This window comes from Ohtaekwangia kribbensis (assembly GCF_042676245.1).
Lineage (GTDB): Bacteria > Bacteroidota > Bacteroidia > Cytophagales > Cyclobacteriaceae > Ohtaekwangia > Ohtaekwangia kribbensis.
This window is the reverse complement of record NZ_JBHTKA010000013.1, coordinates 39,804-65,021: the sequence shown is the minus strand read 5'-3', so window position 1 is coordinate 65,021 and position 25,218 is coordinate 39,804. Positions and strand designations below refer to the sequence as shown.

23 protein-coding genes are annotated in these 25,218 nt (G+C 43.2%); 10 read left to right on the top strand and 13 right to left on the bottom strand.

Annotated elements, in window-relative coordinates; all coding sequences use genetic code 11:
- Positions 1–5: 5 nt before the first annotated feature.
- Together ACFQ21_RS25435 and ACFQ21_RS25430 are read right to left on the bottom strand one after the other, a co-directional pair.
- Positions 6–566 carry a hypothetical protein gene (locus tag ACFQ21_RS25435; protein WP_377584214.1) on the bottom strand — a complete coding sequence of 187 codons (561 nt, stop codon included), beginning with the start codon at positions 564–566 and terminating at the stop codon, positions 6–8.
- A 98-nt stretch (positions 567–664) separates the two neighbouring features.
- Positions 665–1,336, bottom strand: a complete 672-nt coding sequence (locus ACFQ21_RS25430) for a hypothetical protein (RefSeq protein WP_377584211.1) — start codon at positions 1,334–1,336, stop codon at positions 665–667.
- Between the two features lie 717 nt (positions 1,337–2,053).
- On the opposite strand from ACFQ21_RS25430, the gene ACFQ21_RS25425 reads away from it, so the two are divergent.
- From ACFQ21_RS25425 to ACFQ21_RS25380, 10 genes are all read left to right on the top strand, one after another.
- Positions 2,054–3,115 (top strand): hypothetical protein, encoded by a 1,062-nt coding sequence (locus tag ACFQ21_RS25425; RefSeq protein WP_377584209.1) that lies wholly within the window; start codon positions 2,054–2,056, stop codon positions 3,113–3,115.
- A gap of 439 nt (positions 3,116–3,554) precedes the next feature.
- Complete coding sequence (locus tag ACFQ21_RS25420; protein ID WP_377584206.1) at positions 3,555–4,295, top strand: hypothetical protein; 741 nt, start codon at positions 3,555–3,557, stop codon at positions 4,293–4,295.
- Between the two features lie 295 nt (positions 4,296–4,590).
- A complete protein-coding gene (locus ACFQ21_RS25415; protein ID WP_377584203.1) occupies positions 4,591–5,082 on the top strand; it encodes a c-type cytochrome in 492 nt (163 codons plus the stop codon).
- A 35-nt stretch (positions 5,083–5,117) separates the two neighbouring features.
- Positions 5,118–7,103, top strand: a complete 1,986-nt coding sequence (nosZ, locus tag ACFQ21_RS25410) for a Sec-dependent nitrous-oxide reductase (RefSeq protein WP_377584201.1) — start codon at positions 5,118–5,120, stop codon at positions 7,101–7,103.
- Between the two features lie 67 nt (positions 7,104–7,170).
- A complete protein-coding gene (locus tag ACFQ21_RS25405; RefSeq protein WP_377584198.1) occupies positions 7,171–8,187 on the top strand; it encodes a nitrous oxide reductase accessory protein NosL in 1,017 nt (338 codons plus the stop codon).
- Between the two features lie 9 nt (positions 8,188–8,196).
- A complete protein-coding gene (locus ACFQ21_RS25400; RefSeq protein WP_377584196.1) occupies positions 8,197–9,447 on the top strand; it encodes a nitrous oxide reductase family maturation protein NosD in 1,251 nt (416 codons plus the stop codon).
- On the top strand, positions 9,434–10,159 hold the full coding sequence (locus ACFQ21_RS25395; RefSeq protein ID WP_377584193.1) for an ABC transporter ATP-binding protein: 726 nt from the start codon (positions 9,434–9,436) through the stop codon (positions 10,157–10,159). Before ACFQ21_RS25400 ends, ACFQ21_RS25395 begins: the two co-directional genes overlap by 14 nt.
- A gap of 1 nt (position 10,160) precedes the next feature.
- Positions 10,161–10,928 carry an ABC transporter permease subunit gene (locus ACFQ21_RS25390; RefSeq protein WP_377584191.1) on the top strand — a complete coding sequence of 256 codons (768 nt, stop codon included), beginning with the start codon at positions 10,161–10,163 and terminating at the stop codon, positions 10,926–10,928.
- Between the two features lie 22 nt (positions 10,929–10,950).
- On the top strand, positions 10,951–11,322 hold the full coding sequence (locus ACFQ21_RS25385; protein WP_377584188.1) for a group III truncated hemoglobin: 372 nt from the start codon (positions 10,951–10,953) through the stop codon (positions 11,320–11,322).
- Positions 11,323–11,411: 89 nt separating this feature from the next.
- Positions 11,412–13,205 carry a hypothetical protein gene (locus ACFQ21_RS25380; protein ID WP_377584184.1) on the top strand — a complete coding sequence of 598 codons (1,794 nt, stop codon included), beginning with the start codon at positions 11,412–11,414 and terminating at the stop codon, positions 13,203–13,205.
- A gap of 57 nt (positions 13,206–13,262) precedes the next feature.
- On the opposite strand, the gene ACFQ21_RS25375 is transcribed toward ACFQ21_RS25380, so the two are convergent.
- From ACFQ21_RS25375 to ACFQ21_RS25325, 11 genes are all read right to left on the bottom strand, one after another.
- Positions 13,263–13,898, bottom strand: coding sequence for a Crp/Fnr family transcriptional regulator (locus tag ACFQ21_RS25375; RefSeq protein ID WP_377584181.1), 636 nt, complete (start codon positions 13,896–13,898; stop codon positions 13,263–13,265).
- A gap of 29 nt (positions 13,899–13,927) precedes the next feature.
- Positions 13,928–15,778 carry a hypothetical protein gene (locus ACFQ21_RS25370; protein WP_377584178.1) on the bottom strand — a complete coding sequence of 617 codons (1,851 nt, stop codon included), beginning with the start codon at positions 15,776–15,778 and terminating at the stop codon, positions 13,928–13,930.
- 30 nt (positions 15,779–15,808) lie between these two features.
- Complete coding sequence (gene ric, locus ACFQ21_RS25365) at positions 15,809–16,531, bottom strand: iron-sulfur cluster repair di-iron protein (RefSeq protein WP_377584175.1); 723 nt, start codon at positions 16,529–16,531, stop codon at positions 15,809–15,811.
- A gap of 143 nt (positions 16,532–16,674) precedes the next feature.
- Complete coding sequence (locus tag ACFQ21_RS25360; RefSeq protein ID WP_377584172.1) at positions 16,675–19,059, bottom strand: ABC transporter permease; 2,385 nt, start codon at positions 19,057–19,059, stop codon at positions 16,675–16,677.
- A gap of 23 nt (positions 19,060–19,082) precedes the next feature.
- Positions 19,083–20,192 (bottom strand): signal peptidase I, encoded by a 1,110-nt coding sequence (gene lepB / locus ACFQ21_RS25355; RefSeq protein WP_377584169.1) that lies wholly within the window; start codon positions 20,190–20,192, stop codon positions 19,083–19,085.
- Positions 20,173–21,015 (bottom strand): hypothetical protein, encoded by an 843-nt coding sequence (locus ACFQ21_RS25350; RefSeq protein WP_377584167.1) that lies wholly within the window; start codon positions 21,013–21,015, stop codon positions 20,173–20,175. Before ACFQ21_RS25350 ends, lepB begins: the two co-directional genes overlap by 20 nt.
- 4 nt (positions 21,016–21,019) lie before the next feature.
- Positions 21,020–22,129, bottom strand: a complete 1,110-nt coding sequence (locus ACFQ21_RS25345) for a cupin domain-containing protein (protein ID WP_377584164.1) — start codon at positions 22,127–22,129, stop codon at positions 21,020–21,022.
- The gene (locus tag ACFQ21_RS25340; protein WP_377584162.1) at positions 22,126–22,626 is read right to left on the bottom strand and encodes a hypothetical protein; all 501 of its coding nucleotides are present in this window, start codon (positions 22,624–22,626) and stop codon (positions 22,126–22,128) included. The genes ACFQ21_RS25345 and ACFQ21_RS25340 overlap by 4 nt, the downstream gene beginning before the upstream one ends.
- Positions 22,623–23,813 (bottom strand): DUF4221 family protein, encoded by a 1,191-nt coding sequence (locus tag ACFQ21_RS25335; protein WP_377584160.1) that lies wholly within the window; start codon positions 23,811–23,813, stop codon positions 22,623–22,625. Before ACFQ21_RS25335 ends, ACFQ21_RS25340 begins: the two co-directional genes overlap by 4 nt.
- Positions 23,814–23,895: 82 nt before the next feature.
- Complete coding sequence (locus tag ACFQ21_RS25330; protein ID WP_377584158.1) at positions 23,896–24,102, bottom strand: hypothetical protein; 207 nt, start codon at positions 24,100–24,102, stop codon at positions 23,896–23,898.
- Between the two features lie 128 nt (positions 24,103–24,230).
- Positions 24,231–25,193 carry a sulfotransferase family protein gene (locus tag ACFQ21_RS25325; RefSeq protein WP_377584155.1) on the bottom strand — a complete coding sequence of 321 codons (963 nt, stop codon included), beginning with the start codon at positions 25,191–25,193 and terminating at the stop codon, positions 24,231–24,233.
- Between the last annotated feature and the right edge of the window lie 25 nt (positions 25,194–25,218).

Sequence of the window (25,218 nt, the reverse complement as noted above, 5' to 3'; positions counted from 1 at the left end):
ATATATCAGCGTTTACTTTCGATGAACGATAAGCCTGTTGCAAAGAGAATATTTTTAACGATGTTATTCACGTTGTGAAAGCTCCAGACGGCTATTATTTCTTCATCTTTTAAGTTCTCAAAAATGTAATTGCTGAAAGCAAAAAGAAACAGGTTGAGACCAAAATAATACATAACGGCACTGTTTATCCAGAAGAAAGGATAATGCATAATATAAAGTGCAGGCCTTTTGTTTAGTAAATGGTCGTAATAAATGATGGCGTACCCGATGGACAAAACAGCACAGAACGTTATCACATAACTCTGTACACCGGTGATGCTCTGTATACAAAAGGTGTCCCAGATAAATACACAACAGGCAACGCCCACAAATGAATATATAGCCTGCCTCACATCAGGTAGGAGGCGCGAATACAGTAAGCTTAATACGGTAAAGCTAACCAGGTAATAAATGTTGTTTACTGCGTGGTTGGATATACTATTCTTGATCAGAATGTATCCCACCATGTCAGCAATAGCGCTAGTCAAAAACAAAACACCGAGGAGTTGGTATTGTCGTAACTTCAAAACATGCCTCTTTTTTAAAAGGCAATAAATAGGCACAACTATAGAGAAGTAAGATATATATAGTAGTACCTTGAAAATAAGGAGTACCATGTCGTTCATTACTTCGGACAAGCCGGTGGACAGGCTGCTGATGCATCTTCATAATCTTTCTTGGCTGCTACCTTTCCATTTGCACCTGCAGCAGTCTTTGAACTCAGCAAAAGTTGCGCGTTGTTGTTATCGTCTCTTGCAAAAGAAATAGAGATGTCAGTAACGCCATTTTCCCACAGGCGTGAAAATGTATTCAGTCCGAAAAAATGAGACCTGGTAGTGCCGGTATAATTTGAGATCCACTGTTGGGCCGTTTTCCAGGGTATATCTCCGCGCTGTGTACTTATATATTTGCTTTGTATCTGTTTCCCTTTTTCATCGATACCTATAGGGAGAATATGGATTTTTCTGTACGAATCAACGCCATAAAAGAGACTGATTCCAACGGACTTCTTATTTTGGATAATGGTTTTTATGGCGCCCGACTTGATCAGGTAATTCCGCTCGCATCCCGGGTTTGCTGTTTTATAATTGTCGATCCATTGCTGCGCCTTGTTCTCTTCAATAGGAGCACCTGTTGTCTTATTGAAAGGATTGTAGTCAGGCGTAGCGGTTCTAGCATTGGCAACGTCAGTGTTCACTTTGCTGGATTCATTCTCCTTGACATTCATTTCCTGGTCGGTGCAGGCTGCCATGGCGATTATTCCAATAGTAATCAGTCGGGTAAAGCGTGTAATCACAAGATGTTGGTTTAAAGTATAATATATATCTGTTGGGAGGCAATAACATACATTTTTTTAATATATACTATACTGTATAAATCGGGCTGACTGATCTTTGTTCGTGATCGATGATGGAGAACTGTATGTGGATTGCCGTGTAGCTTGGTATATAGTAATGCTGAAGTATACCTATACCTTTTTTAAGGTGAGTTAGCGTATTGCTGTTGTAAAACTTCAGATTTTATCTCAGTAATTTATATTAAGTCAAAATTATAAGAGTATATACCACTGCTGGGGGATAAAGTGGAAGCTAAAAGCAAAGTATTGGGGATGCGTTAGGTTCAGATTGTAATAAAACTGGACTGTGTGTTAGCTTTTTCCTGGCTAATCACTAAGTAAAGATTTTTATTTGAGTAAGAAACGATACATCTTCCAGCATGGGAAGCCAGAGTTCGTTTAAGATGTTGTCTTTTTTTTCACTTTTTCAAAGACGACATTCAATTGTATTGGTACGATAGTAGGGAACGTGTGCAAAGGTCTTTGACAACGTTCAACAGTTCGTTGGTTTCTTAAAGGCTAATCCGGAACTGGCGCAATGAGAAATAAGTACATAAAGCATCCTTCCTGATAAAAATCAGTAAGCCTCCTAATATTTATCAAAAATTTCAGTCAGCGTATGACATAGTTTCGCCAGCGAAGAGTGCCCTACAATATTTGTATACCTGATATTAAAATATGAGAAGCCTGTTGCGACTGCCACTTTTATTTTTAGCCATGCTGAGTTTGTTGGTTGGCTTGTGGGCAGGACTGAACAGGATAGGGTGGACTATGTATGCACTACCATCGATCGTACATCATGGCGCTATCATGGCCGGTGGTTTTTTAGGAACCTTGATCTCATTAGAGAAAATCATTCCGCTAAAAAAGAAGATGTTGTATAGCACACCACTGTTGAGTGGTGTCAGTGTTGTGTTCTTTCTTTTACAAAAAGACGTTGTTGCTTACGCCATGCTCGTTACTGCCAGTGCAGCGCTTTGCCTGGTATTCGCGTATTACCTGGTGACGCAAAGAGATTTTATTTACCTGCTCATGTTCGCAGGGAGTATAGGTTGGCTGACAGGAAATATAGTATTGGCGTCTCAACGATTTTACCCGGCAGCATTTCCCTGGTGGGCCGCATTTGTTCTTTTTATAATCAGTGCCGAGCGACTTGAACTGATGAAGTTTCTCCCGGTAAATAAAAAACAGAAAATCATATTTTCGGTATGGCTGTTTTTATTTCCGCTTGGCATTATACTCTCATTCCATTCTTATGGAAATATACTGTGCGCTGTTGCGCTGATGGGTATAGCCGTTTGGCTCTTACGGTTCGATCTGATAGCGATTACCCTGAAGAAAGACGGATTACCACAATACGTAGCGGTAGCGCTCACCGGTGGTTATGTAGCGTTGTTACTAAGCGGATTGTTCCTGATTACTTTTGTTTCGAAGACGATGGGATACGATGCTGTAGTGCATACTTTTTTTATCGGCTTTGTATTCTCGATGATCTTTGCGCATGGCCCTATCATTTTGCCAGGTGTGTTAGGGATTGTCGCCAAACCGTTTCACCGTATACTATACCTCTGGCTTTTTCTTCTGCACGCCTCCTGGTTGTTGCGTTGTATAGCTGACGCTTGTCTGTATTTTGAATGGCGCAGGGCAACCGGATGCGTTACGGCAGTTTCTATTGCTGGATATTTTATTTCAATGGCTATTTTAACGGCACGAAGTGACCAGCATGCTAAGACTGTTTAATATTCCATTGCTGTTTTTAGTCATCGCTTCCTGGCTAGGGGTGTTTTTGCGATGGTATATACTGTCACCGGTTCGAGGTGTTAACTATACCTATATTTTACATACGCACTCGCACGTTATGTTTCTGGGATGGGTTTGTAATGTTCTTTACCTGGCGTTTATATATAATCATATCGAGGCGAATCAACATCGGGTATTCATTAGGTTATTTACAGTGCTGCAGGTATTGATAGGAGGAATGCTCGTTGCCTTTCCATTGCAGGGTTATGGTTTGTACTCCATAATGTTTTCTTCCTTGCATACGGTGTGTATGATACTGTTCGCTATTTTGTTTTTTAGGAAATGCCAGGTGAAAAACACAGTATCCTATTGGTTCGCTCGTATTGCCCTGATCTTTTTCATGCTGTCAGCTGTCGGACCATTTTTGCTCGGGTATATTATGAGGTTAGGTCTGGCCTATCGTGACTGGTATTACTTCTCTATATATTATTATCTTCATTTTCAATACAACGGCTTCTTTACGTTTGGAATCTTTAGTCTCTTCTTTAAACTTTTAGAATCGCGCCAGGTAGCAATCAACAAAGCGGGCATTATAGGGGCAGGACGATTAATGGCTATTGCATGTGTACCGGCTTATTTCCTGAGCATCCTCTGGGTACAACCGGGTATAGTATTTAATGTCATAGCAGGTGTAGCTGCCTGCATACAGGTATATGCGGTTGTCTTGTTTTTTAAAGTACTTCGATCATCCTATAGCGTGTGGTATGCTTCGCTTGCACGTGCATCCCGGTTGGTGTTGGGAATTGTATTATTTTGCTTTGGTATAAAATTACTCTTGCAGTGCATTTCTGCTTTTCCGGAGATTGCTGCCATGGCGTATCAGCTGCGCCCTGTAGTCATTGCATATTTACATCTTATGTTGGTTGGAGTCATCACACTGTTTTTGTTCGTGTGGTATAGAGAGAATAACCGGCTAAACATAAAGTACGATATGTATGTGATGATCTATTGCGTGATCGCATTTGCGGGAATGGAAATCGTACTCATAGCAACGCCCTGGTGGACTGAGCTACAGACGTTACTCTTTTATCCTTCACGCTACTATATTTTTGTCTTCTCCACTCTGTTAGCCGTAAGTTTTACGATGCTATACTGGACGGCTTTGAAAAGGTCCGTTTAAATCAATTGTAAGTTTTTTGAAATTTAAAAGTTTGCCAGACAAAACCGTTTCCGGCTATATATAGAGTCGCCAAGGCATATCACCTGTTACTCTATTTCATTCAATAGATTCTGTTGCAATTACGCTTACTGTCTTATCGCTTTCTCTACTATACTACTGAAAGTATAAAGTTATACAGATGATAAAAAATACTTGTCCCTTATGATTTCGATCATAAAGGACGAATACAAGTGTCATCTACATTAGCACCTGATACAGGACGACAAAACTCACTAAACAATCAAACTGTAACACTATGAAAAAGCTGTTTTTAATCATGCTTATAGGCGCCATATTCGTGGCCTGTGGGCCCGACAAACCCAGGACATCGGAGAATGAAGATTCGGATAGTTACGACAACATTCACAGTAATGAAGGAGCTAATGCCGTTGCTGCAAATGTAAATGATGGTAAAGGTATTGGACAGGTAACGGAAGTTACACTCAACACACCGCTCGAGCAGGAGCGTATCGGCCGGGGTAAAGCAATCTATGAAATGAAATGTCAGGCATGTCATCGCATCGATGATCAGCGCGTGGTAGGTCCGGGATGGAAAGACGTAACCAAACGTAGAAAACCCGAATGGATCATGAACATGATTACCAATGTTGATGTGATGCTCGATAAGGATGCCGAAGCGCAAAAACTTCTTGAGCTCTGTCTTACTCGTATGCCGAACCAGAATGTAAGCGTTGGTGATGCACGCGATGTGCTCGAGTTTATGCGCCAGAATGATGGCCAGAAATAATATAGCGATACGTCTAACTACTAATTTAAATATACATGAATACAATAACTAAACTGGCATATAGTGTGGCCGTTGTATGTGCTGCCTTTACGATCTATAGTTGCAAGCCTGCAGGCCCTGACAAAGTATTAACTGGTGATGCCGCATCCAAAGCGTACGTTGCTCCGGGTAAATACGATGAGTTCTATAATATAGTATCCGGAGGTTTTAACGGACAAATCGGTATATATGGATTACCGTCAGGGCGTCTCTTTAAAATTATTCCTGTGTTCTCTACCTTTCCGGAGAATGGCTATGGCTATAGCGAAGAAAGCAAGCCGATGCTGAACACGTCCAATGGGTTTGTTCCATGGGATGATCTTCACCATATATCATTGTCCACAACAAATGGAGAACACGATGGGCGCTGGGCATTTGCCAATGGTAACAACACACCACGCGTTGCCCGTATTGATCTGAAAACTTTCAAGACTGTTGAGATCCTGGAATTACCGAACAGTGGTGGTAATCACTCATCTCCCTATATAACTGAGAATACAGAATATGTAGTGGCGAGCACACGCTTCAGTATTCCGATAGGCGACAATACCGATGTGCCAATCAGTTCTTACAAAGAGAATTTCAAAGGCACGGTAAGTTTCATAAAGGTTGATACATCCGGTCACATGAAGATTGCATTTCAACTTGTAACGCCCGGAGTAAACTTTGATCTGGCACGTGCCGGTAAAGGCCCATCGCACGGTTGGTTCTTCTTCTCGTGCTATAACACCGAGCAAGCCTATACATTACTCGAAGTAAATGCATCGCAGAAGGATAAAGATTTTATCATGGCTGTTAACTGGAAAAAAGCAGAGGAGTATATTCAGGCCGGCAAGGGTAAAACTACAAAAGCGCGCTATGCCCACAACGTACACAACGAAAGTACACACCAGGCAACGTCTACTATACTGGAAGAAGTATTGCAGCTTGATCCTGCCGAGCTGAAAGATATCATCTACTTCATCCCATGTCCCAAATCTCCACACGGTTGTGATGTTGACCCATCCGGTGAATTTATAGTGGGTAGTGGAAAACTGGCTGCTCTTATCCCGGTTTTCTCTTTTGATAAAATACAAAAGGCCATCGCTAACAAAGAATTTGAAGGCGACTTCGCAGGTCTTCCCGTTATCAAGTATGAATCAGCTCTCTACGGTGAAGTTACCAAGCCGGGGCTGGGACCTTTGCATACAGAATTTGATGCAAATGGTAATGCGTATACGTCATTTTTTGTGTCTTCTGAAATTGTAAAATGGAATCTTAAAGATTTGAAAGTATTGGATCGCGTTCCTACATATTACTCGATTGGACACTTGTGTGTACCCGGTGGTCCTACGAAAAAACCTCATGGTAAATATGTAATTGCCTATAACAAAATTACCAAAGATCGTTACCTGCCAACAGGCCCTGAGCTTACTCAATCGGCCCAGTTATATGATATCAGCGGTGAGAAGATGAAGCTCATCCTGGATTTTCCGACCACCGGAGAGCCGCATTATGCCGAAGCTATACCGGCTGAGATGTTGATGCCGAAGTCAACCAAGATATATAGGCTGGAGGACAATCAGCACCCCTATGTAGCAAAAGGCGAAGGCCAGACAAAGGTAGAACGTAAAGGAAATGAAGTGCATGTATATATGACTGCCATACGTTCACACCTGACTCCGGATAATATAGAAGGAATCAAACAAGGTGATGATGTATACTTCCACGTAACCAACCTTGAGCAGGATTGGGACGTTCCACACGGCTTTGCTATCAAAGGTGCTAACAATGCCGAGATACTGATTATGCCTGGTGAGACACAAACACTGAAATGGAAAGCAGATCGTACGGGTGTGTTTCCATACTATTGCACAGACTTTTGTTCTGCGCTTCACCAGGAAATGCAGGGATATGCCCGCGTATCTGCGCCCGGTAGTAACGTTCCGTTAAAATACTCAACCGGCAAAACTGACGATCAAACAAGTGGTGCCGGTCAGTAGTAGTTCATAGTTACAGGTTGAAGGCCCTGTCTGTAATAGGACAGGGCCTGATTTAAACAAAAGGCTTATGAAAAAATTGAAACCCCTGTCGCGTATAGTCATTGCGTTGTCTGCGCTCATGATGATCACAGCATACTATGTTCCGCTGTGGCAGATTCTGATGTGGGCTCCGCAATATCCGGAGGGACTTGAAATGAAGATATGGGTGGATAACATTACGGGCGATGTAAAAATCATCAGCGCCCTTAACCACTATATCGGCATGAAGCATATTGAAGTAAGCATGTTTCCCGAGTTTGGCTATATGATATATATTATTGGTGCAGTGATCGCAGCCGGTTTACTGACTGCTGTTTTTAATCGAAAGGTTTTATTGCTGGTATATACATTTCTGATTGTGGCCTGCGGTGTGGCCGCGTTGATTGACTTTTATATATGGGGCTATAACTATGGACACAACCTGGATCCCACGGCACCTATCGTGGTGCCCGGTATGTCGTATCAGCCTCCGTTAATTGGAACTAAACAACTTTTGAATTTTACTGCGTATTCGGGACCGGATACCGGTGGCTGGGTTTTCCTGGTGATCGGTATCGTTGTGATCGGTGTTCTCGTTTACGAACTATATACATCGCGAGTGCCGGGCAAGGTACTGACACCATTGATCGCTGCGTTCGCTATGATACCATTGGCGTCTTGCTCAATAGAACCTCAACCACTTCAGTATGGTAAAGATGCTTGCCACGCTTGTAAAATGACTTTAATGGACAACAGGTTTGGTGCTGAGATCATTACCGACAAAGGCAAAGTATACAAGTTTGATGATGTGAATTGCATGCTTAATTTTTTACACAGTAAAGAATTGAAAGTGCCGGAGCAGGCTACAATTCTGGTGATCGACTTCTCAAAACCCGAAACACTGATCGATGCCAGGGCCGCACGATATGTGAAGTCGGAAGCAATTCGCAGCCCGATGGCCAGCAATATAGCAGCCTTTGAGACAGAGGTTTCGCTGCTAACCTTTAACGATGCATGGCATGGTAAAATACTGGATTGGAGTGAACTGCAACAAGAGTATAAATAACCTGCCGTGATGATGTTGATTCAACGATATAGCCTGATAAGTTTGGCATGGTGTTTCATTACACTAGGCAGCTATGGTCATACCATCGTAGTGGACCGTTCAGGCAAAAACAAAAGTATAAAGCGTGCCATAGCATCTGCACAGCCGGGCGATACCATTCGAATCAAGCCGGGTAACTATCGCGAGGGAAATATTGTACTGGAGAAATCATTGGTTATCCTGGGAGAAAATTACCCTGTGCTGGACGGTGATCATAAATTCGAGATACTCACCATTCATGCGCACCATGTAACAATACAGGGATTGGCCTTTATCAATACAGGAGTTGCCAGCATAAACGATCTGGCGGCCATCAAGGTCCTCGACTCTAAGCATTTATATATCCGTAACAATCGCCTGGAAAATACATTCTTTGGCATACATCTGTCAAACTCATCGCAGGTGTGGATCGAGAACAACGAGCTCCATTCTGAAGCAAAAACCGAACACCAGATCGGTAATGGAATACACCTCTGGAAATGTAATCACATCACCATTAACAGTAACAAAGTCCGCGGCCACCGCGATGGTATATATTTTGAGTTTGTTACCAATACGCTGATTACCGGCAATCGAAGTGAAGGCAATATGCGCTATGGCCTGCATTTTATGTTTTCGCATAATAATGAATATCGTGATAATCATTTTGTTAACAACGGAGCCGGTGTTGCCGTGATGTATACAGCCGGTGTTAAGATGATCAATAATACCTTTGAACATAACTGGGGATCATCTTCCTATGGCATGTTGCTGAAAGATATACGCGACAGCTATGTAAAAGGAAATGTATTTATACAGAACTCGGTGGGTATATTTATGGAAGGCTCCAGCAGGATCGAGTTTACAGAAAATACATTTTCGGAAAACGGCTATGCTGTTAAACTTCAGGCAAGTTGTGATGGTAATAATTTTACACGGAATAATTTCTCAGCCAATACATTTGATATAGCTACCAACGGAAGCCTGGTACTCAATAAAGTTAACGGTAATTACTGGGACAAATACGAAGGTTACGATCTGAATAGAGATCACGTTGGAGATGTACCGTACCGGCCGGTAAGTATGTACGCTATGATTGTTGAGGAAACACCCACAGCCGTATTACTCTGGCGTAGCTTCCTGGTATTTCTGCTGGATCGTGCGGAGAAAGCTATACCCGCTATTACACCTGAAAATTTAAAGGATGAATCGCCATCCATGAAACCCTATGATTTCAATTAAACAGGTTCATAAGACCTTTGGGAAACTGCATGCCTTGAATGACGTGAGCCTGGAATTAGCTTCTGGTAAATCATACGCACTCATCGGTCCCAACGGTTCCGGAAAAACTACACTCATGAAGAGTATACTCGGGCTCGTAGTGCCTACCTCCGGACAGATATACTTTGATGGTAAATTGATTGCGCGCGACTGGCAGTATCGGGACAAGATTGGCTATATGCCACAGATAGGAAGATACCCCGAGAATATGACGATCGGTCAGTTGATCGATATGATTAAAAATATACGCCAGCAGGATACGCTCGATGAAGAACTCATCGATGCTTTCAAACTGTATAAAATGTTTGGAAAGCGTATGCACGCATTATCGGGCGGTACACGTCAAAAAGTTAGCGCTGCCCTCGCGTTCCTGTTTGATACTCCCGTGCTGATACTGGATGAGCCTACAGCTGGTCTTGATCCTGTTTCAGTTGAACTTCTCAAGGAGAAGATACAACACGAAAAACGGAGAGGAAAATTGTTGATCATCACCTCGCATATTCTCAGCGACCTGGATGAACTGACTACGGATGTTGCCTATATATACGAAGGCAAACTTCATTACAGCAACTCAATTGAAGCGCTTAAAACGGAAACAGGAGAGAAGCGACTCGGCAAAGCCATTGCCACGATGATTACTCAGAAGCAACTTATAGACTCAATCAACGCCTGATATGGCCCGCATCGTAAAATATGTTTTTCTTGATATACTCAGAACGCGTTTCATTCTGTTGTATACTGCTTTTCTGTTGATAAGCACCATTGCCTTATTTCAACTAGACAGCGACTCTTCCAAAGTTGTGATGAGTTTGCTGAATATCGTACTAATGGTAGTGCCTCTCATCAGTATCGTGTTTGCCACTATTCACTTTTATAACTCATACGAATTTATAGAACTCATGCTGGCACAACCGGTAAAGAGGAACGTAATTTTTATTAGTGAGTATGCGGCTGTGGCCGTTTCGCTATGCGCGGCTTTTGTTGTTGGTGTTGGTATACCCATGCTGGTATATGGAGCCGGGGCCAGTGGTGTCACCCTGCTTTTCTGTGGTATAGTTCTGACGCTGGTATTTACTTCGCTGGCGTTTCTTGCTTCGGTGGTAACGCGCGATAAGGCGAAGGCTATTGGAATAGCATTGTTGTTTTGGTTTTATTTCTCGCTGATCTATGATGGACTGTTATTGTGGATCGTATATACCTTCAGCGATTATCCGCTTGAAAAAATTACGCTGTCGCTGATTGCATTGAACCCGGTTGACCTCGCACGCATTATTATGCTGTTGCAATTGGACATCTCAGCGCTTATGGGATATACAGGGGCATTCTATAAAGACTTCCTGGGAAGCAATCTTGGTGCTATCGCTTCGGCCGGAATACTTCTGGTCTGGATTGCAGCTCCGCTTGCCTGGGCACAGCGTATATTCAGTAAAAAAGATTTGTAGTGTGACTTTAAATTTTAAAATAATGACTGAACTTCCTGATATTATAGATCGTAGTGATGTGATAAAATTTGTAGACAGATTTTATGATAAGGTAAAAGAGGATGCATTGCTCGGGCCTCAATTTGCGCATGTTAACTGGTCGAGTCATTTGCCAGTAATGTATAACTTTTGGTCGTCTATGCTTTTTGGGGAGCAGTCATACCAGGGAAATCCCTTGCAGCGACACATGGCATTGCCGATTGGTGTCGGGCATTTTAACAGATGGTTACAACTATTTCAGGAAACCATTGATGAAAACTTTTTCGGCTTTAATGCCGAGGAATTAAAAATGCGGGCACAGGCTATAGCACGCGTATTTCAAATTAAAATGGGACTGACGAACAGAGATATGTAAAGAGTATATCCCATTTTCAGATTATGATTTTTGTCATAGTGTTATACAGATGTATACCGGTTCTTTGTCAGCGTATACAAATTTAGTTTATGAACAACACGCCATTACATACGTTCCATATCCCGGTGCTGGGATTGGCCTACACCATTGACTCTCCGGTTAAAGTGGCTCGCTATGGTATAAATTCGGTAGTCTCTATTATTGAGGACAGGCTTATTGAGCTGATGCGCATGCATTATTATAAACAGATCAATAAGCCCTATATACCCATCACACCGAAGGATGATGATTTCCGTGCCCGCAGAATAACAGACTATTTAAATCTAATTAACGATATAGTAAAGGCGCAACTTGACAACCTGGCGACAGCCGCTTTTGAAGCAGGGTCGGAGATATGCAAGTACTTTGATATGCTGCCGGATGGACACAACCTGCGATCGCTCTATACGGAAATGATGTCCACCACGGATCGCGGCCGTAGGACATTGCTGGATGAAGTACTTCGAAAGCATATTCGGGCTGGACGCATCGATGTTAACATCATGACGAAAGTGGATAAGAATAACTATAATGCCCACGGAGATATACTGACGGATTCCTCTGACGCACTCGCGGCCCTTCGCGGATATGCGAATAGTGATCTTACCAACTCTGCTGTTATATTCTCAGCGGGCCTTAATCCCCGGTTGTTCAACTATCTGGAAACACTGCCTGCTTTTCATCCGAAGGGTTGGGGTATATTTGATAAGGCGGTGGTTGTGAAAGTAAGCGACTATCGTTCGGCCCTCATTCAGGGAAAGTATCTGGCCAAGAAAGGCATATGGGTAAGTGAATTCAGAATTGAGTCCGGACTGAACTGCGGTGGACACGCCTTTGCTACGGATGGAAGTTTACTCGGACCTATATTGGAGGAATTCAGAACAAGACGTGATGAACTGAAAGACTCTCTGCATACACTATATAATCCTGTAATGCAGCAAAAAGGACTTCCGACATTTCCGGAACCACATCCACTGAAGATCACCGTACAGGGAGGTATAGGAACTGCAGATGAAGCAAACCTGCTATTGTCCTATTACGATGTAGCGAGCACCGGGTGGGGAACTCCATTTTTACTTTGCCCCGAAGCAACAACGGTTGATGATGCTACAATACAAAAACTATGTGCCGCAGGCGAAGACGATATTGTGTTAAGCAAGAATTCACCGCTGGGTATACGCTTTAACTATTTGAAGGGAACAACCTCGGAGTATGAGAAACTATCGCGCGTGCGGGCGGGTAAGCCGGGGAGCCCCTGCACTGAAAAGCACCTGGTGTCCAATACAGAATTTACAGAGAAGCCGATCTGCACAGCATCCTATGCTTATCAGAAAAAAAAGATCGCGCAACTCAACATGCTGAATTTGTCACCGGACGAATACGAAAAACAATTTAAAGACGTAGTGTCCAAAGAATGTTTATGTGTAGGGTTGAGTAATGCAGCTGCTATGCAATATAAACTACCTCCCTTCAAACAGATGAGTGGTGTTACTATGTGTCCTGGTCCGAATGTGGCTTATTTTACTAAAGTCGTCTCATTGAAAGAAATGGTGGATTATATCTACGGACGTTGCAATATAGTGGAAGGTGAGCGGCCTCACATGTTCATTAAAGAGCTTTCACTGAATATAGCATATCTGAAAGAGCAACTTCAGGAACTGACATCAGCCAATGAAAAAGCAATTCGCGAGCTGCGTACATTTGGCGATAATTTACTGGCTGGAATTGCATACTATAGAAAACGAACTTCAGAGTTTATAAAGCAACGGTCCGATATATTTACCGAGGCTCTAAATCACTACGAGGAAGAAGTTCAATCACTGCTGGCTTGCAAATTTGCGTGAGTAAAAAGATATACCGGTATAGTTTTATTCTATACCGGTATATGTGTGAATAGTTTTTTAAAAACGGATCTTGTGTCCTTCGAGGATCAGTTTTTTATCCTTCTCCATTTTCTTTACGGTTCGTATAACGGTCTCAACCCGCAGGCCGCTCATATCAGCAAGCTGCTGCCGGGTATAGGGAATAGTTACTCGGCCAGGTGTTTCTTTCGAAGGATGATTTTTGGTCTTATAGTATTTCAGCAATGAAAGTATACGGTGTTCAGGTTCATGACTGGATATTTCGGAGAGCACCATGGATTTATATTTGAGACGCTGACATAGAACTTCATCCATCTTCATGTGCAGATCGAAATTTTCCTGTAACATCCGCAGGAAATAATCTCCCGGAAGTTTCCATACTTTTGCCGGTTCAATAGCCATAACACTTCCCGGATATGGAAACCTGGCTATAAGAGCCGGTTCACCAAAGCTCTCGCCCGCGTGAAATATACCTTGTATAAATTCCTGTCCATCGTCATTGACGATATACATTTTAACCACACCTGATTCTACCTGGAAGTAATCAGAGGCAGTATCACCATCCTGAAACAGAATCTGATCCTTTTTCAGCGTAACTAACCGGGCGTGGTATTTTTCCAATACTTTAGATGGGAACACCTTTTTAGATTTTCGTTTCTGCAAATTGTATCCCATTTCATTTATATACTATGATTTTTATCAGGTTACATAAGGGTACATGCACCACCTGCACAGGCAGCTTCAGCCTGGAGGTCGGTCTCATCATCGGGTTCAAACACATTTGAAAGATCAAGTTCACCAAGCGATTTTTCCAGTCGCTCGAATTCATCTTTCGTAATGTCTTCGAAGGGCGCCTGTTTATAATTACCATTGTCGAATGGCAATACGCTAAGTCCGTTGTATGAAGCTTTATTCTCCCACATCCAGTCGCCAATGCTTGTCCAGTCGTGTTCTTTAATGCTTACCGTAGCCGATACGTTGTTCGCATTGCTTCCATTCCGATATCCGTTACGCACCCATTCCGTATTAAACTTTTTGATTCGTTGAAGCAGGTCCATCGCACGCTCCGTCCGCAGGATCGATCCTTCGGGAGCCATCTGCGGTATACAGATCACCCCCTGCCGGGAATTGAGAAAATCATCTTCCAGTAACTCCGGGTGTTTTTCTTTCAGGTATATATATAGAGCCTCATTTTTACCAATGCGTACCCTGCGCAGGTAATAATCGTTATGCCAGGCGTGAATGCCGGACGAAGTGCCCAGTACAATGGAAGATGTTCCCGAGGGTTTAATGGTGGTGCAGCGTGCGGCAAACTGTATATTTATTTTCGATGATGTATGCAGGTTTGTCTTCTTGACAACATCAGCTGCTTCCTTCAGATCAAATTGAAAGATCTTTCCACTGGCTATACCCGTCATGCCTACACCGATCAATGCTTCCTGTTCCGTAGTAGTTTTCCATATTTCGCGCAGGTAATGAAAATTTGTAAAACCCGCCTGAAGTGTTCCAAAGAAAGAAGCCGCGGCCGCCCGAGCGTTGAGATCTTCCTGACTTTCAATATCAGAAGCATTTACCTCACACAGGTTGCAGAACTGAAAAGGTCTTAACGCTATTTCACAACAAGGATTAGTGCCCCAGTCAGTATGGTTGGTGAAATAAAAACCTGGTTCACCGGAGCCGGACAATTCGATCTTTTTCCAGAGACTTAAAAAATCTTCTCGCGTAGTCGTGTCTCTCGGAAGCACAACCGAATTGTTGGCACGCCCCCGTTGTTCATTCAGTTCCCACCAGTTACCAAATTTACACGTTAGCATTTCTTCATCGTGATAGGAGAATAGCGATATCATGGCTGATCTTCGTATACCGCCTGCCAGCACGGCATTGGCGATATGACACATCATGTCATGACACTGCAGGGGTGAAAGTTTTTCACCATCAACTTTACGATCCAGTATCGCTGTTAAATGTGCAATACATAGTTTCAAAGGTTCTGGTCCCGGTGCCTTGCCACCCGCGGTTACCAGCCGTGCTCCCTTGGTGCGTATATCGGAGTAATCAAAATCCGGTATATAATTGCTGATACCGAAGTATCCTTTCATCAGTACTTTTACAGCATCGGCCCAACCTTCCAGGCTATCGCCAACCAGAAATCTCTTTCGCTTCACGGCCTTGCGTATAGGAGGGAGGTTGTCTATATGCTCCGTCTGAACCGAGAAGCCAACGCCTGTACCACCGAGTAAAAGAAACATAGCTTCCGAAAATGCACGTATATCATCCACAGGCATATAGGCACAGTTATATATCCGGCTGTTGTTTCGTTCTATAGCAGTGCCGGCAAATTGCATGGCACGCATGGAAGGCAGTACTTTCTTGTCGAGCACGAATCTCATCTGCGATCGTATTTCTTCTTCCATGGCCGGATACCGTTTGATCAGCATCGTTGCATAACGTTCACATATCTCCGGCCATAACTCCCTGCGTTGAAATTCATGTATATACCGGGCATACTTCATGTGAATGATCAGGTCACTCAGAATACGTTGGTTAAGCTGCATACACTTTCCAATAGTAAAACGTGGTCAGGACTACAGTGCGGTTACGTGTTTATACCGTTCAAACAGAATGTTGTTTTCCAGGTGTATATGCTTGAAGAGGTCGTTGCTGAATTCCTGCAGCTTCTGATATGTAATACGAAATGTAGGACACGCATATTCCGGAGGTGTATAATTATCGGACAGCACGCGAATTTGCTTCACCAGATCACCGGCCGCGGTGTGTTCATGTTCCATAGCTGCAATAGGAGGCTGAATAGTTATAGCCAGCGGGTTGTCTTCCGCTTTGTTCGCTTCCAGTCTTTTGATGGCCGGGAAAAGAACGAGCTCTTCCTTCTCCATGTGACTGGTGAGGTCTTCAGCCAGATCGAGAAAGCGTTCACGGATATTCAGTAACTCTATACTTTCATCGCCATGCCGATGACATACTTTGTCCAGTAATGCTTCGAGTTCAGGTATGGCACGTTTCACATACGTATGGTGATTTTGAATAATAAAGTCTACCAGTAGTGAGGAACTCCAGCGTTCGGGTCTGAAAGATTGATCTGGTGAATCGGTTTGCTGACTATATATTTCTTCCCTGATCTTTTCCGGATCAAGTCCGATACGATGACATGCTTCTGTGAGCGTACGATGTCCGCCACAACAATAGTCAATGTTATAGCGTGTAAAGACAGACAGTGCTCCGGGGTGGGAAATGGCCAGCTGTGCTACGGTTAAAGTATCATCGCTGATAATATTGTTATCGGTTTTCATATATGTTTTTCTTCAAAAATAGAAAGCCGATTTTGCCAGTGGTATGATTAAAATCATAAGCAACGGTGAAATAGCGAAGGTATAAAAGAACAAGGCACATTGTGATGTGCCTTGTTTCTGGTATATATGCTTGATTCGGTTTCTTATTCTGACCGAATTACCTCGATGGGATTTCGGAGCGCTGCATATATAGTTTGTGAGCAGATTACTGCCAGGCCGATCAGCAACAGGATTACGACACCAATAGCGTGCAAGAGCAACCCCGGTTGTATTCGATAAGCATATTCCTGGAGAATGGATTCGCATGTGATATAGCAAACCGGTAATGCAAGACAACAGGCGAGTAAAAGAAGCAATATAAATTTTCGTGATATGAGAATGGTGATCTGGCGTGTATTCGCCCCCATAACTTTCCGGATCCCGATTTCACTGGCACGGGCCTTGGCATGGAACATAACAATACCGATAAGTCCAAGTGAAGAGATCAGAACGGTGATGCACGAAAGGAAACTGATCATTTTGAAATCATCCAGCTTGATAAAATTGTTGCTGTGGAAGTCGTTTTCAAATATACTATACTCCAGCGGGTAATCGCGTTTGGCTGCGCCCGATAGTTGTTGAACTTTTTGCAAGGTTCCATTCATCTCCCCGGATTTTGTTTTTAGCGTAAGTGTTGAGAATTTTTCGGGTATATATCGAAGCAGAAATGGTTTGATAGGCTGCTTGAGTCCCTGTACATGGAAGTTTTTGATGACACCGGTAATTTTTAAAGATAGCGAATCGATGGTAATGGATTGTCCGATAGCATCAAGGGGAGTTTTGTATTTGAGATGGTAGGCGGCTTCTTCATTGATTAAAACGGTTGTCTCATGGCGGCCTTGCATCCGGTCGGAGAAATTGGTGCCTGCCAGCAGGGTAAGTCCGTAAACCGGAATAAAATTTTCATCTGCAGCGAAATATATAGCATCGATGGAATCAGGATGGTTATAAACCCGGCAATACAGCGGTTGGGAAAACACAGGGCGACCGGATGATGCTGCAACCTGCTCCACTGTTGTTTCTTGCTCCAATGCGTTTTTGAAATACGCAATATCAACAGGAGGCATGGTAATATTTAATATGTTACTTCGGTTCACACCATAGTCTGCCCGCGAAATATAGCGCGTCTGTCCAATCATGACCAGGGATACGGTGATGAATAGTAGCGACACTGAAAACTGGATGGTTATTAGAGCTTTTTGCCATACCGGTGTGCGTACTTCTCCCTGTGTAATTTTATTCTTCAATGCCGTTGTCAATTTTACTTTGGATAACGCGATGGATGGAAAGATGCCACAGACAAAGCCGGTGAGCAGAGCAAAAACAAAGAACACAGTAAAGAGTGTGAGGTCGGGAGTTTGATTTACCTCTCGTGCCAGATTGCTGGTAAGTGGTATAAGATCGGTGAGGAACAACGCGAGTCCGAAGGAAATCAGTGCAATCAACAGGGCTTCCGTAATAAACTGGTGAATGAGGTGAATTTTTGTTGCTCCGGATATTTTGCGAATACCGATCTCTTTAACGCGACTGAATATTTTTGCAATCGTAAGGTTCATGTAATTAAAAGCTGCGAGCAGCAGCATCAGCAGGGAAATGATCAGCGGTATATAGGGTATCGTGCGAGCATTGCGCGACTCGAAATACAGGGTAGGCGAGTAGACAAGGTCACGAAGAGATTGAGCTATAAAATTCCGGTGATCTACGGTTTCATGCAGTACAGCATGCTTCATGGTATAGCCATCAGCTTCCGTAAGTATACGGTCCAGTTCATCTGGCGTAGTGTCTTCATTGGTGACAACATAAGTTTGCGTGCTATAGATATCGCCCCAGCCTGTTGGAATATCTATACTGCCGGACTGCATAAGCGAAGGAAGCGTTGCCATAGATAAATATACATCATACTCCATCCGGGAAGGGAATTCCGGTTTTTGCATAACACCGGTTACCGTAAAATCACCGTATTTGCCGAATGACAACGGTTTGCCTACCGGGTTTGTACTGCCGAAGAGACGATGTGCTGCATCTTTACTCAGTATCGCAGTATACGGTTTACTCAATGCGTGAAGCGGATCACCTGTCTCAAGTTTGAAACCGAATACCTGGAAAAAATCAGGATCGGCAAAAACATTTTCCGTTTCAAATTCTTCATTGTTGACTTGTGTCTTTACCGATTCATTTACATCGGTTACAACGCGTGTAACTCGCTCTATGGACGAGTAATGTTCTTTCAGATGATGGGCCAGCAGGTAAGGTGAGGTAGCAAAGTAGTCTGAGTCGCCTGACTTGATGAATTGCTTCGTGATAATTCGATACGTGCGATCGGGGTGCGGGTGAAAGCTGTCCACATCGAAAGCATTCTTGGCCATACTCAATACAAACAGCCCGACTGACATGCTGGTGGCAAGACCAATGATGTTGACTATAGAAATGAATTTATGTTTCAGCAGGTTTCGTATAGCAATGAATATATAGTTTTTTAGCATTTCCATAGGGAACAATCTGGTTATAGTTTTTACTGCGGAGACTGAAAGATTCTGTTCCATCGGATTTCGTTCCGGTATATATCCTTGGAGAAGTAGATGAGCACGACTTTCCCGATAATGTGATTCTCCGGTATAAATCCCCAATGACGCGAGTCCATCGATTTGTCGCGGTTGTCGCCCAGTGCGAAGTAGTAGTCTTTTTTGAACTGATACTCCTTTACAGGTTTATCATCGATGTATAGTATGCCTTCACGGGCTTCAACGCGGTTGTTGCCTTCCAGGTCTTTAATGACCGGTAAATAAAGTGCGAGGTGATTTGCATCCATTTTCAGCGTCATCCCTTTCCTGGGAATCGTAATTTTTCCAAAATTGTCCTTGTTCCAATGTAAAGGCAGCCAATGCGGGTACGCGTTGAAATCCGAAAAGGTGTCCGATTCTCTTCTCGTCACCTTTAGAGCGTTCGCGTCTCTTTCGATAGTTTTAGCCCGGGTTGCAGTGGTATATATCTCGTACTGAAAGTAGTCTTTTATAAAGGGATTCTCCAATAGCCTAACCTGGTTTCTGAAATCATATATACCCCATTGCTTAGCCTCGGCTGCATCCAGCTTTTTACGTGTACGAAGATCGTGCCGAAAACTTACACGGTTGATTTCCTCGCGTTGATCGTTACAATAAAATATACCGTCCTTCAGGACAATCACGTCACCGGGTAGTGCAACAATGCGCTTGTTGATCACTTCATTTATTTCGTAAGCATCTCCCTGCATTGGAAGATTAAATACGGCTATATCACCACGCTTTAAGGACGACAGGCCTCCGGTTCGGAGATACGGCAGTATAGGACTTGAGTATAATCGCAGATTAAGATACTCCAACAGTGGGGCGCTGTGATCAATCCAGGGAAGTTGCAATATCCTGGGTATGCGTGCACCGTAATGAAGCTTGGAGACCAGTACTCGATCGCCTTCCAGTAAAGTTCCTTCCATTGAAGGACCGGTAACCTTGAAGTTCCCTATTATAAATATACTGAGTATATAGATGGCAAGCACAGTATAAAGAATCGTTCGTACGGATCGCCACAGCACTGTACGTAGAGTGTCCTTGGGCACTGCTATATCTTCAACTTTTTCCAGTAACATGATTTTCTTCGTTAATGATCTTATTATATTCCGCAATGAGTAATGTCTCAAATTCGGTTACAGATTGTAAAAGGCCGCTCAACGTATAGCCAGGCGTTGTGAGGTATGATAAAAGTGTGTGCGACAAGGCCGAGTATGCAGGGTAATATTTACAGAATGATTGTGTGCATACTGTTACATCCCTGGTGAAAATGCCTTCTTTCTCGCTCACCAGTTCAAAAGCTGCGCGTAGTAGCAGTCGGATTATATAGTGTATGTGTGCCTTCAGCGTTTCGGCTGCCGTTGTACGTGCCGCTTGCCGCAACGCCTCTGTACGTTGATGAACTTGTGGCAACAGGTGAATAGAATCCAGTCCAATGCTGAAGTTCCGAAAGGAAGATTCAACTGCTATACCGGCAACCCGAAAGTAAATGATCTTCACCAGGAATTGAAGATTTCTGCTGGCTTCCAATGCTGCACGTGTGATCACCTTTATCTGAATATATTCAATAAACATATACCTTCCATGCAACCACGCAGTGGCGTGTCGAGACAGGGAAGCGTGTGTCGTCTGCGTATCTTCGGATGCTGAATGAGACACCAATAGCACCGGAAATATATACTTTCCACTTTTCAGGAGCGTGGGGTGTTTAAAATATAAAGTCCATTCCGTGTGGTGCAGTACATCGGTAATCAGCCTGATAAGCCCCGTAATGATCTCCCATTCCAGTATAGACAACTGCGAAGGATCTTCAATCAATGGTCTTATTTGTCCGTCAGCATCCGTGTGCGAGATGATACGTTCTATACTCACATCACGATTGTGTTCATAGAAGTAGTTCATGTGCTTAATGTTCCATCTGCAACGAACCTTGCTTGACCATATCTTTCAGTTTGAATTTTATTTTGCCCATGGTGGCAGCTGTGGCATTAGACAGCTTGCCAGTTTCAATAGCCTCCATCAGATCCGTTACATGTTGTTGGTGTTGTGAGTCTTTTGAATGATGTTGCAGAAATGTATTGATGTCTTCAACTGTATTGACGCTATCGATTGTCAGGGTATTTTTAAATACACCGCTATACCGTTCCTGCTCCATGTTCAGGTTGCGCTCTGTATTGCAGGTGGTTACTATGTTTTCAATGAGTTTGGTGGATTCGCGTATCAGCTCGGTAAGTGATTCCCGGGAATCAAATTCATCCTGTATCGGAAAGAATGATTTTCGGAAGAATGGATGTTGCTCTGCCTCCTTCACGAATTTCTCCAGTATATCAATTTTTCGTAACGGGTGTAAACCCAGGGTAATATGTATAGAAGGAGAATCTGTAGTGTAGGCATCGTGTACCACTCCGCACGGCACATAGAGTATATCATTGGCCTGCAGGTTCATGGCGTGGGTCGGACCGGATTTATACCTTTCTTTATCGGCATTGGTAAGCATAATGCTTTTGGTAGGCGACTCGTAGGGGATATCATACAGGTTCCATACTTTGTTACCATATACCTGCAGCACGAAAACTTCATGTGGGTCTACGTGCGGATCAAAGCCTTTTGAGTTGGCAGGTGTGATGTATATATTGGTGTGAACTCGCATACCTAGTTCGCGGCTAATGTCTTCCAGAAATTTGTCAAGTTTTGGGAAGTATAGATTGGGAGATTGAAGAACAATAGTATTTCCTTTGTTGAAGAGATCCAGTATTTTTCCGCGATCGAGTGTTTGCATCACCGATATGGAACTGGCGGTATATAGATCGCGATTAAGTTCAGCGCCTCCGCCTACCATGCGCAAAAACGGGTAGATCAGAATTTCGGAGTCGAGAAGGTCGCCTATATCTTCCATGGTGATCAGGTTATTTACAGTTGTATCATTTTTTGCCAGGAACAACGGAACCTTGCACCAGTTATTCGTGAGAAATTCGTTCACGGAAATCGGATTGAGAATGGACTCGAGTGTTTTCATAAGTTGGCTATTTTGTCTAAATCTTTATATATATCAGGTGTATCGGCACTGGCTTCCTTCTCGGAAATAACCTGGCCGTTTTGGAGCAGTAATAGTTTGGGGTATTGCTTCAGGTAATTCCAGTCAATTACCTTGTCGGTGTCTATATAGACATCGGGATTTGATGCTGCCTTTTCCCCAAGGCGTAGCTTCGCAGATTTCAGCGAATCGTGACCAGTGATAATGAAAAGTATATTTTTCTTGTTGCCTTCATCATAGTTTACGATCAGGTAATTCTCTGCCGTAGAAATACAACCCGTGCATCCATAGAAGGGAATTAAAAAAACGGCTTTGTATTTTTTCAGGTCTTTCTTCGAAATACGCGATATCTCACTAGTGACTTGCTGGTACCCGGATCGCTCAGATCCCGATTGGCAACCGGTAATGCAAAGAAGTATACATACCAGGATTGCCTGTATGTAAATAAGTGAAGTTCGGAATGCTATATAGTTATTCATGGATGGTCTGCTGATTTAATGTGCTCAGGTTGAAAACAATCATACACTAGGGATTCATCGTTATGGACATCTTTTCGCTTTATAAAAAAACCGGTTTCTGAAACGAAATAGTTGTTGATGTTATACCGGTTCGCAGGCAGTACAATTTCTCCGACTCTTTCGAAACGATCCGTTAGCAGTATAATGGAATTTTGCTTTTGGCCGGAGTCGCTGGGGAAGTCCGTAAACCGGTAGTACATCTTTCGATAAGGGTCGTATACTATATTGAGGTATGCGAAACTTTGTGCATAGCGTTGTTCTATTTCCGGTTTGTGAAAGTCAACCAGCATCGGGTGAAAATCGAATGATTTCAGTGGGGTGAAGAAAGTGCTGGGTGCAATTGCGTGATCGATACTTCCGTCTTCCGTATTGTAAATTGTAAGCGTGTGATCTGCCATGAAGCTGAATACCAGTAGCCCATCCGTTGGATTTAAACAATAGGATAATCTCTCGAATCCGGCCAGACCGCCCCAGTTGGCTTGCCAGTATGTTTCCGGGTAGTTTACATGGTTTGTGGCCTGTCCGGTTTGCAAGTTCAGGCTTATCAGTACATTTCGTTGCTTGTCACGGGTATAATCTCCGAATGCAGTAGATGGTCCTGTGAAATATACCTGCTTGTTCTCGTGGTCGTATTGCATAGGAGCGTACGTAGTTACAAAAGGGTAAACTGTAAGGAAGGAATGTTTGTCCATACCCATATCGCCTTGAGCGAGTTTCCCCTTTTGCTCATGTATCAGTGTCCAACGCGATTTTTTGTAACTATAGATTAGCACCGAATCAGGGGTGATCATACAAAATCCCTGCACACCATCCTCTGCGGAAAATCCCAGTGAATCGAGATGAATCACGTTTATTATAGCGTTGTGGTGCAAATCGTATAGGTATATATTCCGCGATACGAAGTTCAGGAATGCCAGGTTCGATTTCCCCTCAAACGAGATATACTGTTCATTTACAGCCACTCCCGGGCTTGTCATACTATCCAGTGGAAGTACGAGAGAATCAGTAACAGCGAGAGCAAATGAGTCATTTTTTTCAATTGGAACCTGCGCCATGCTGGTGGTTGAAAAATAATATAGCGTATGGTACGCACGGCCGATCAAGAGAACGAAAAATATAACTATAAGTATAGGGATCAGCTTCTTCATAATTTTTCTTTTTCGTTCTCTTTTCATCGGACCGTTAGAATGAATTAAACATGTTCAAATGATTCTTCACAATACAGGGATGTCAGATGCAATCATCCCAGAAATCGATCGCTACTACGCAATGAGCCTCGTCTGATCCGCTTATTCTGTCGCAGTCATTCTGATCTCCCTCCGGACAATGGCTGCTGGAGATTTGTGGGATTGCCATTGACAGCGATGCTACTGCTAGGCTTAATGCTACCTGCGCTTTGGGATCGCGCACAACTTTCATCAATTTTTCCTTTTCCATAATTTTAGGGTTTTGGGTGAAAAATGTTACACAGAATTCTGTACTGGCAAATATTGATAGCCGTCCGCAGGAAGAGCTAGTAAAATATTACTAAAATGAAATTAATAGTGACGTAGTATATATATGTACTATCGGCTAACGAGCTGCGAGTATTGTTTCAACGCATGGTAATTCTCAAAGGCAAATTGCTCGCAAAGGGTAAGGATTGTTTTGCTCGCCCTCGCGTGTTTAGACGCTATATCTTTTTGGAAAGGTGTTCCGTTTTTTGCATTATTCGTCATTCCGGCATATATAGCATCGCGTTTGGCTTCTGTAACTTCCAGCCCAAAAAAACGAAGTATGTCAGGCACAGTATCTGGGGAAATGCTCTCGTAGTCAACGGCAAGAACTTTGGATCGATCTGCATTCTTTAAGTGTTCAAGTATAATTCTGAAGAACGCGCCAATCATTTTTACGCAGTAGGCTTCATCGGTCAGGTAATCTGGTAATTCCAGGTTGCATTGATGCAGTATATACTTCAGCAATGGGTTGTGCCGCTTTAGAAGAAACCCGCCCTGCTTCTCGAGGTTTGAGACAACCACTTCGATGGGATTTCGATATAAAAATACAATAGGCACATCCGGCCATAACTGTATAATTCTGTTCAACACCAGGAGATTGAAGCTTGAGAATTTGATGAAGATCTTTTTGCCAGAGTATAAATAAGTGCTTAGTAAATTTTGTAATAATTTGTTGCCACCTTGTTCCCACGCCCAATCAGTTTTGGTATAACCAGATTTAGTATAGTTTACCAGTAATGCGTTTACAGGTTGGGGTTCATTGAAGGCGAGTATATCTGCCGATCCGTGCAGCATCCGGGCAAGAAGGGTAGAGCCGCACCGGGAAGTATGGAATATAAATCCACATGGTCTTCCGGGAAGCGCATTCAAAGTAGCCAGCACATTCAGCGTTGTTTCCAGTGTAAATTCTTCCCGAACAGAGATCGCTGCAGAGTTCATCATAGGAAGATCCGGGAAACGGTCAACGTCCATCCACCGGATCTTCTCACCGGGAAGGTCGAGGTGCACAGGTATATAATGAGGTTTGGACATGTCCGGGAAGAATTTAGTATACCAA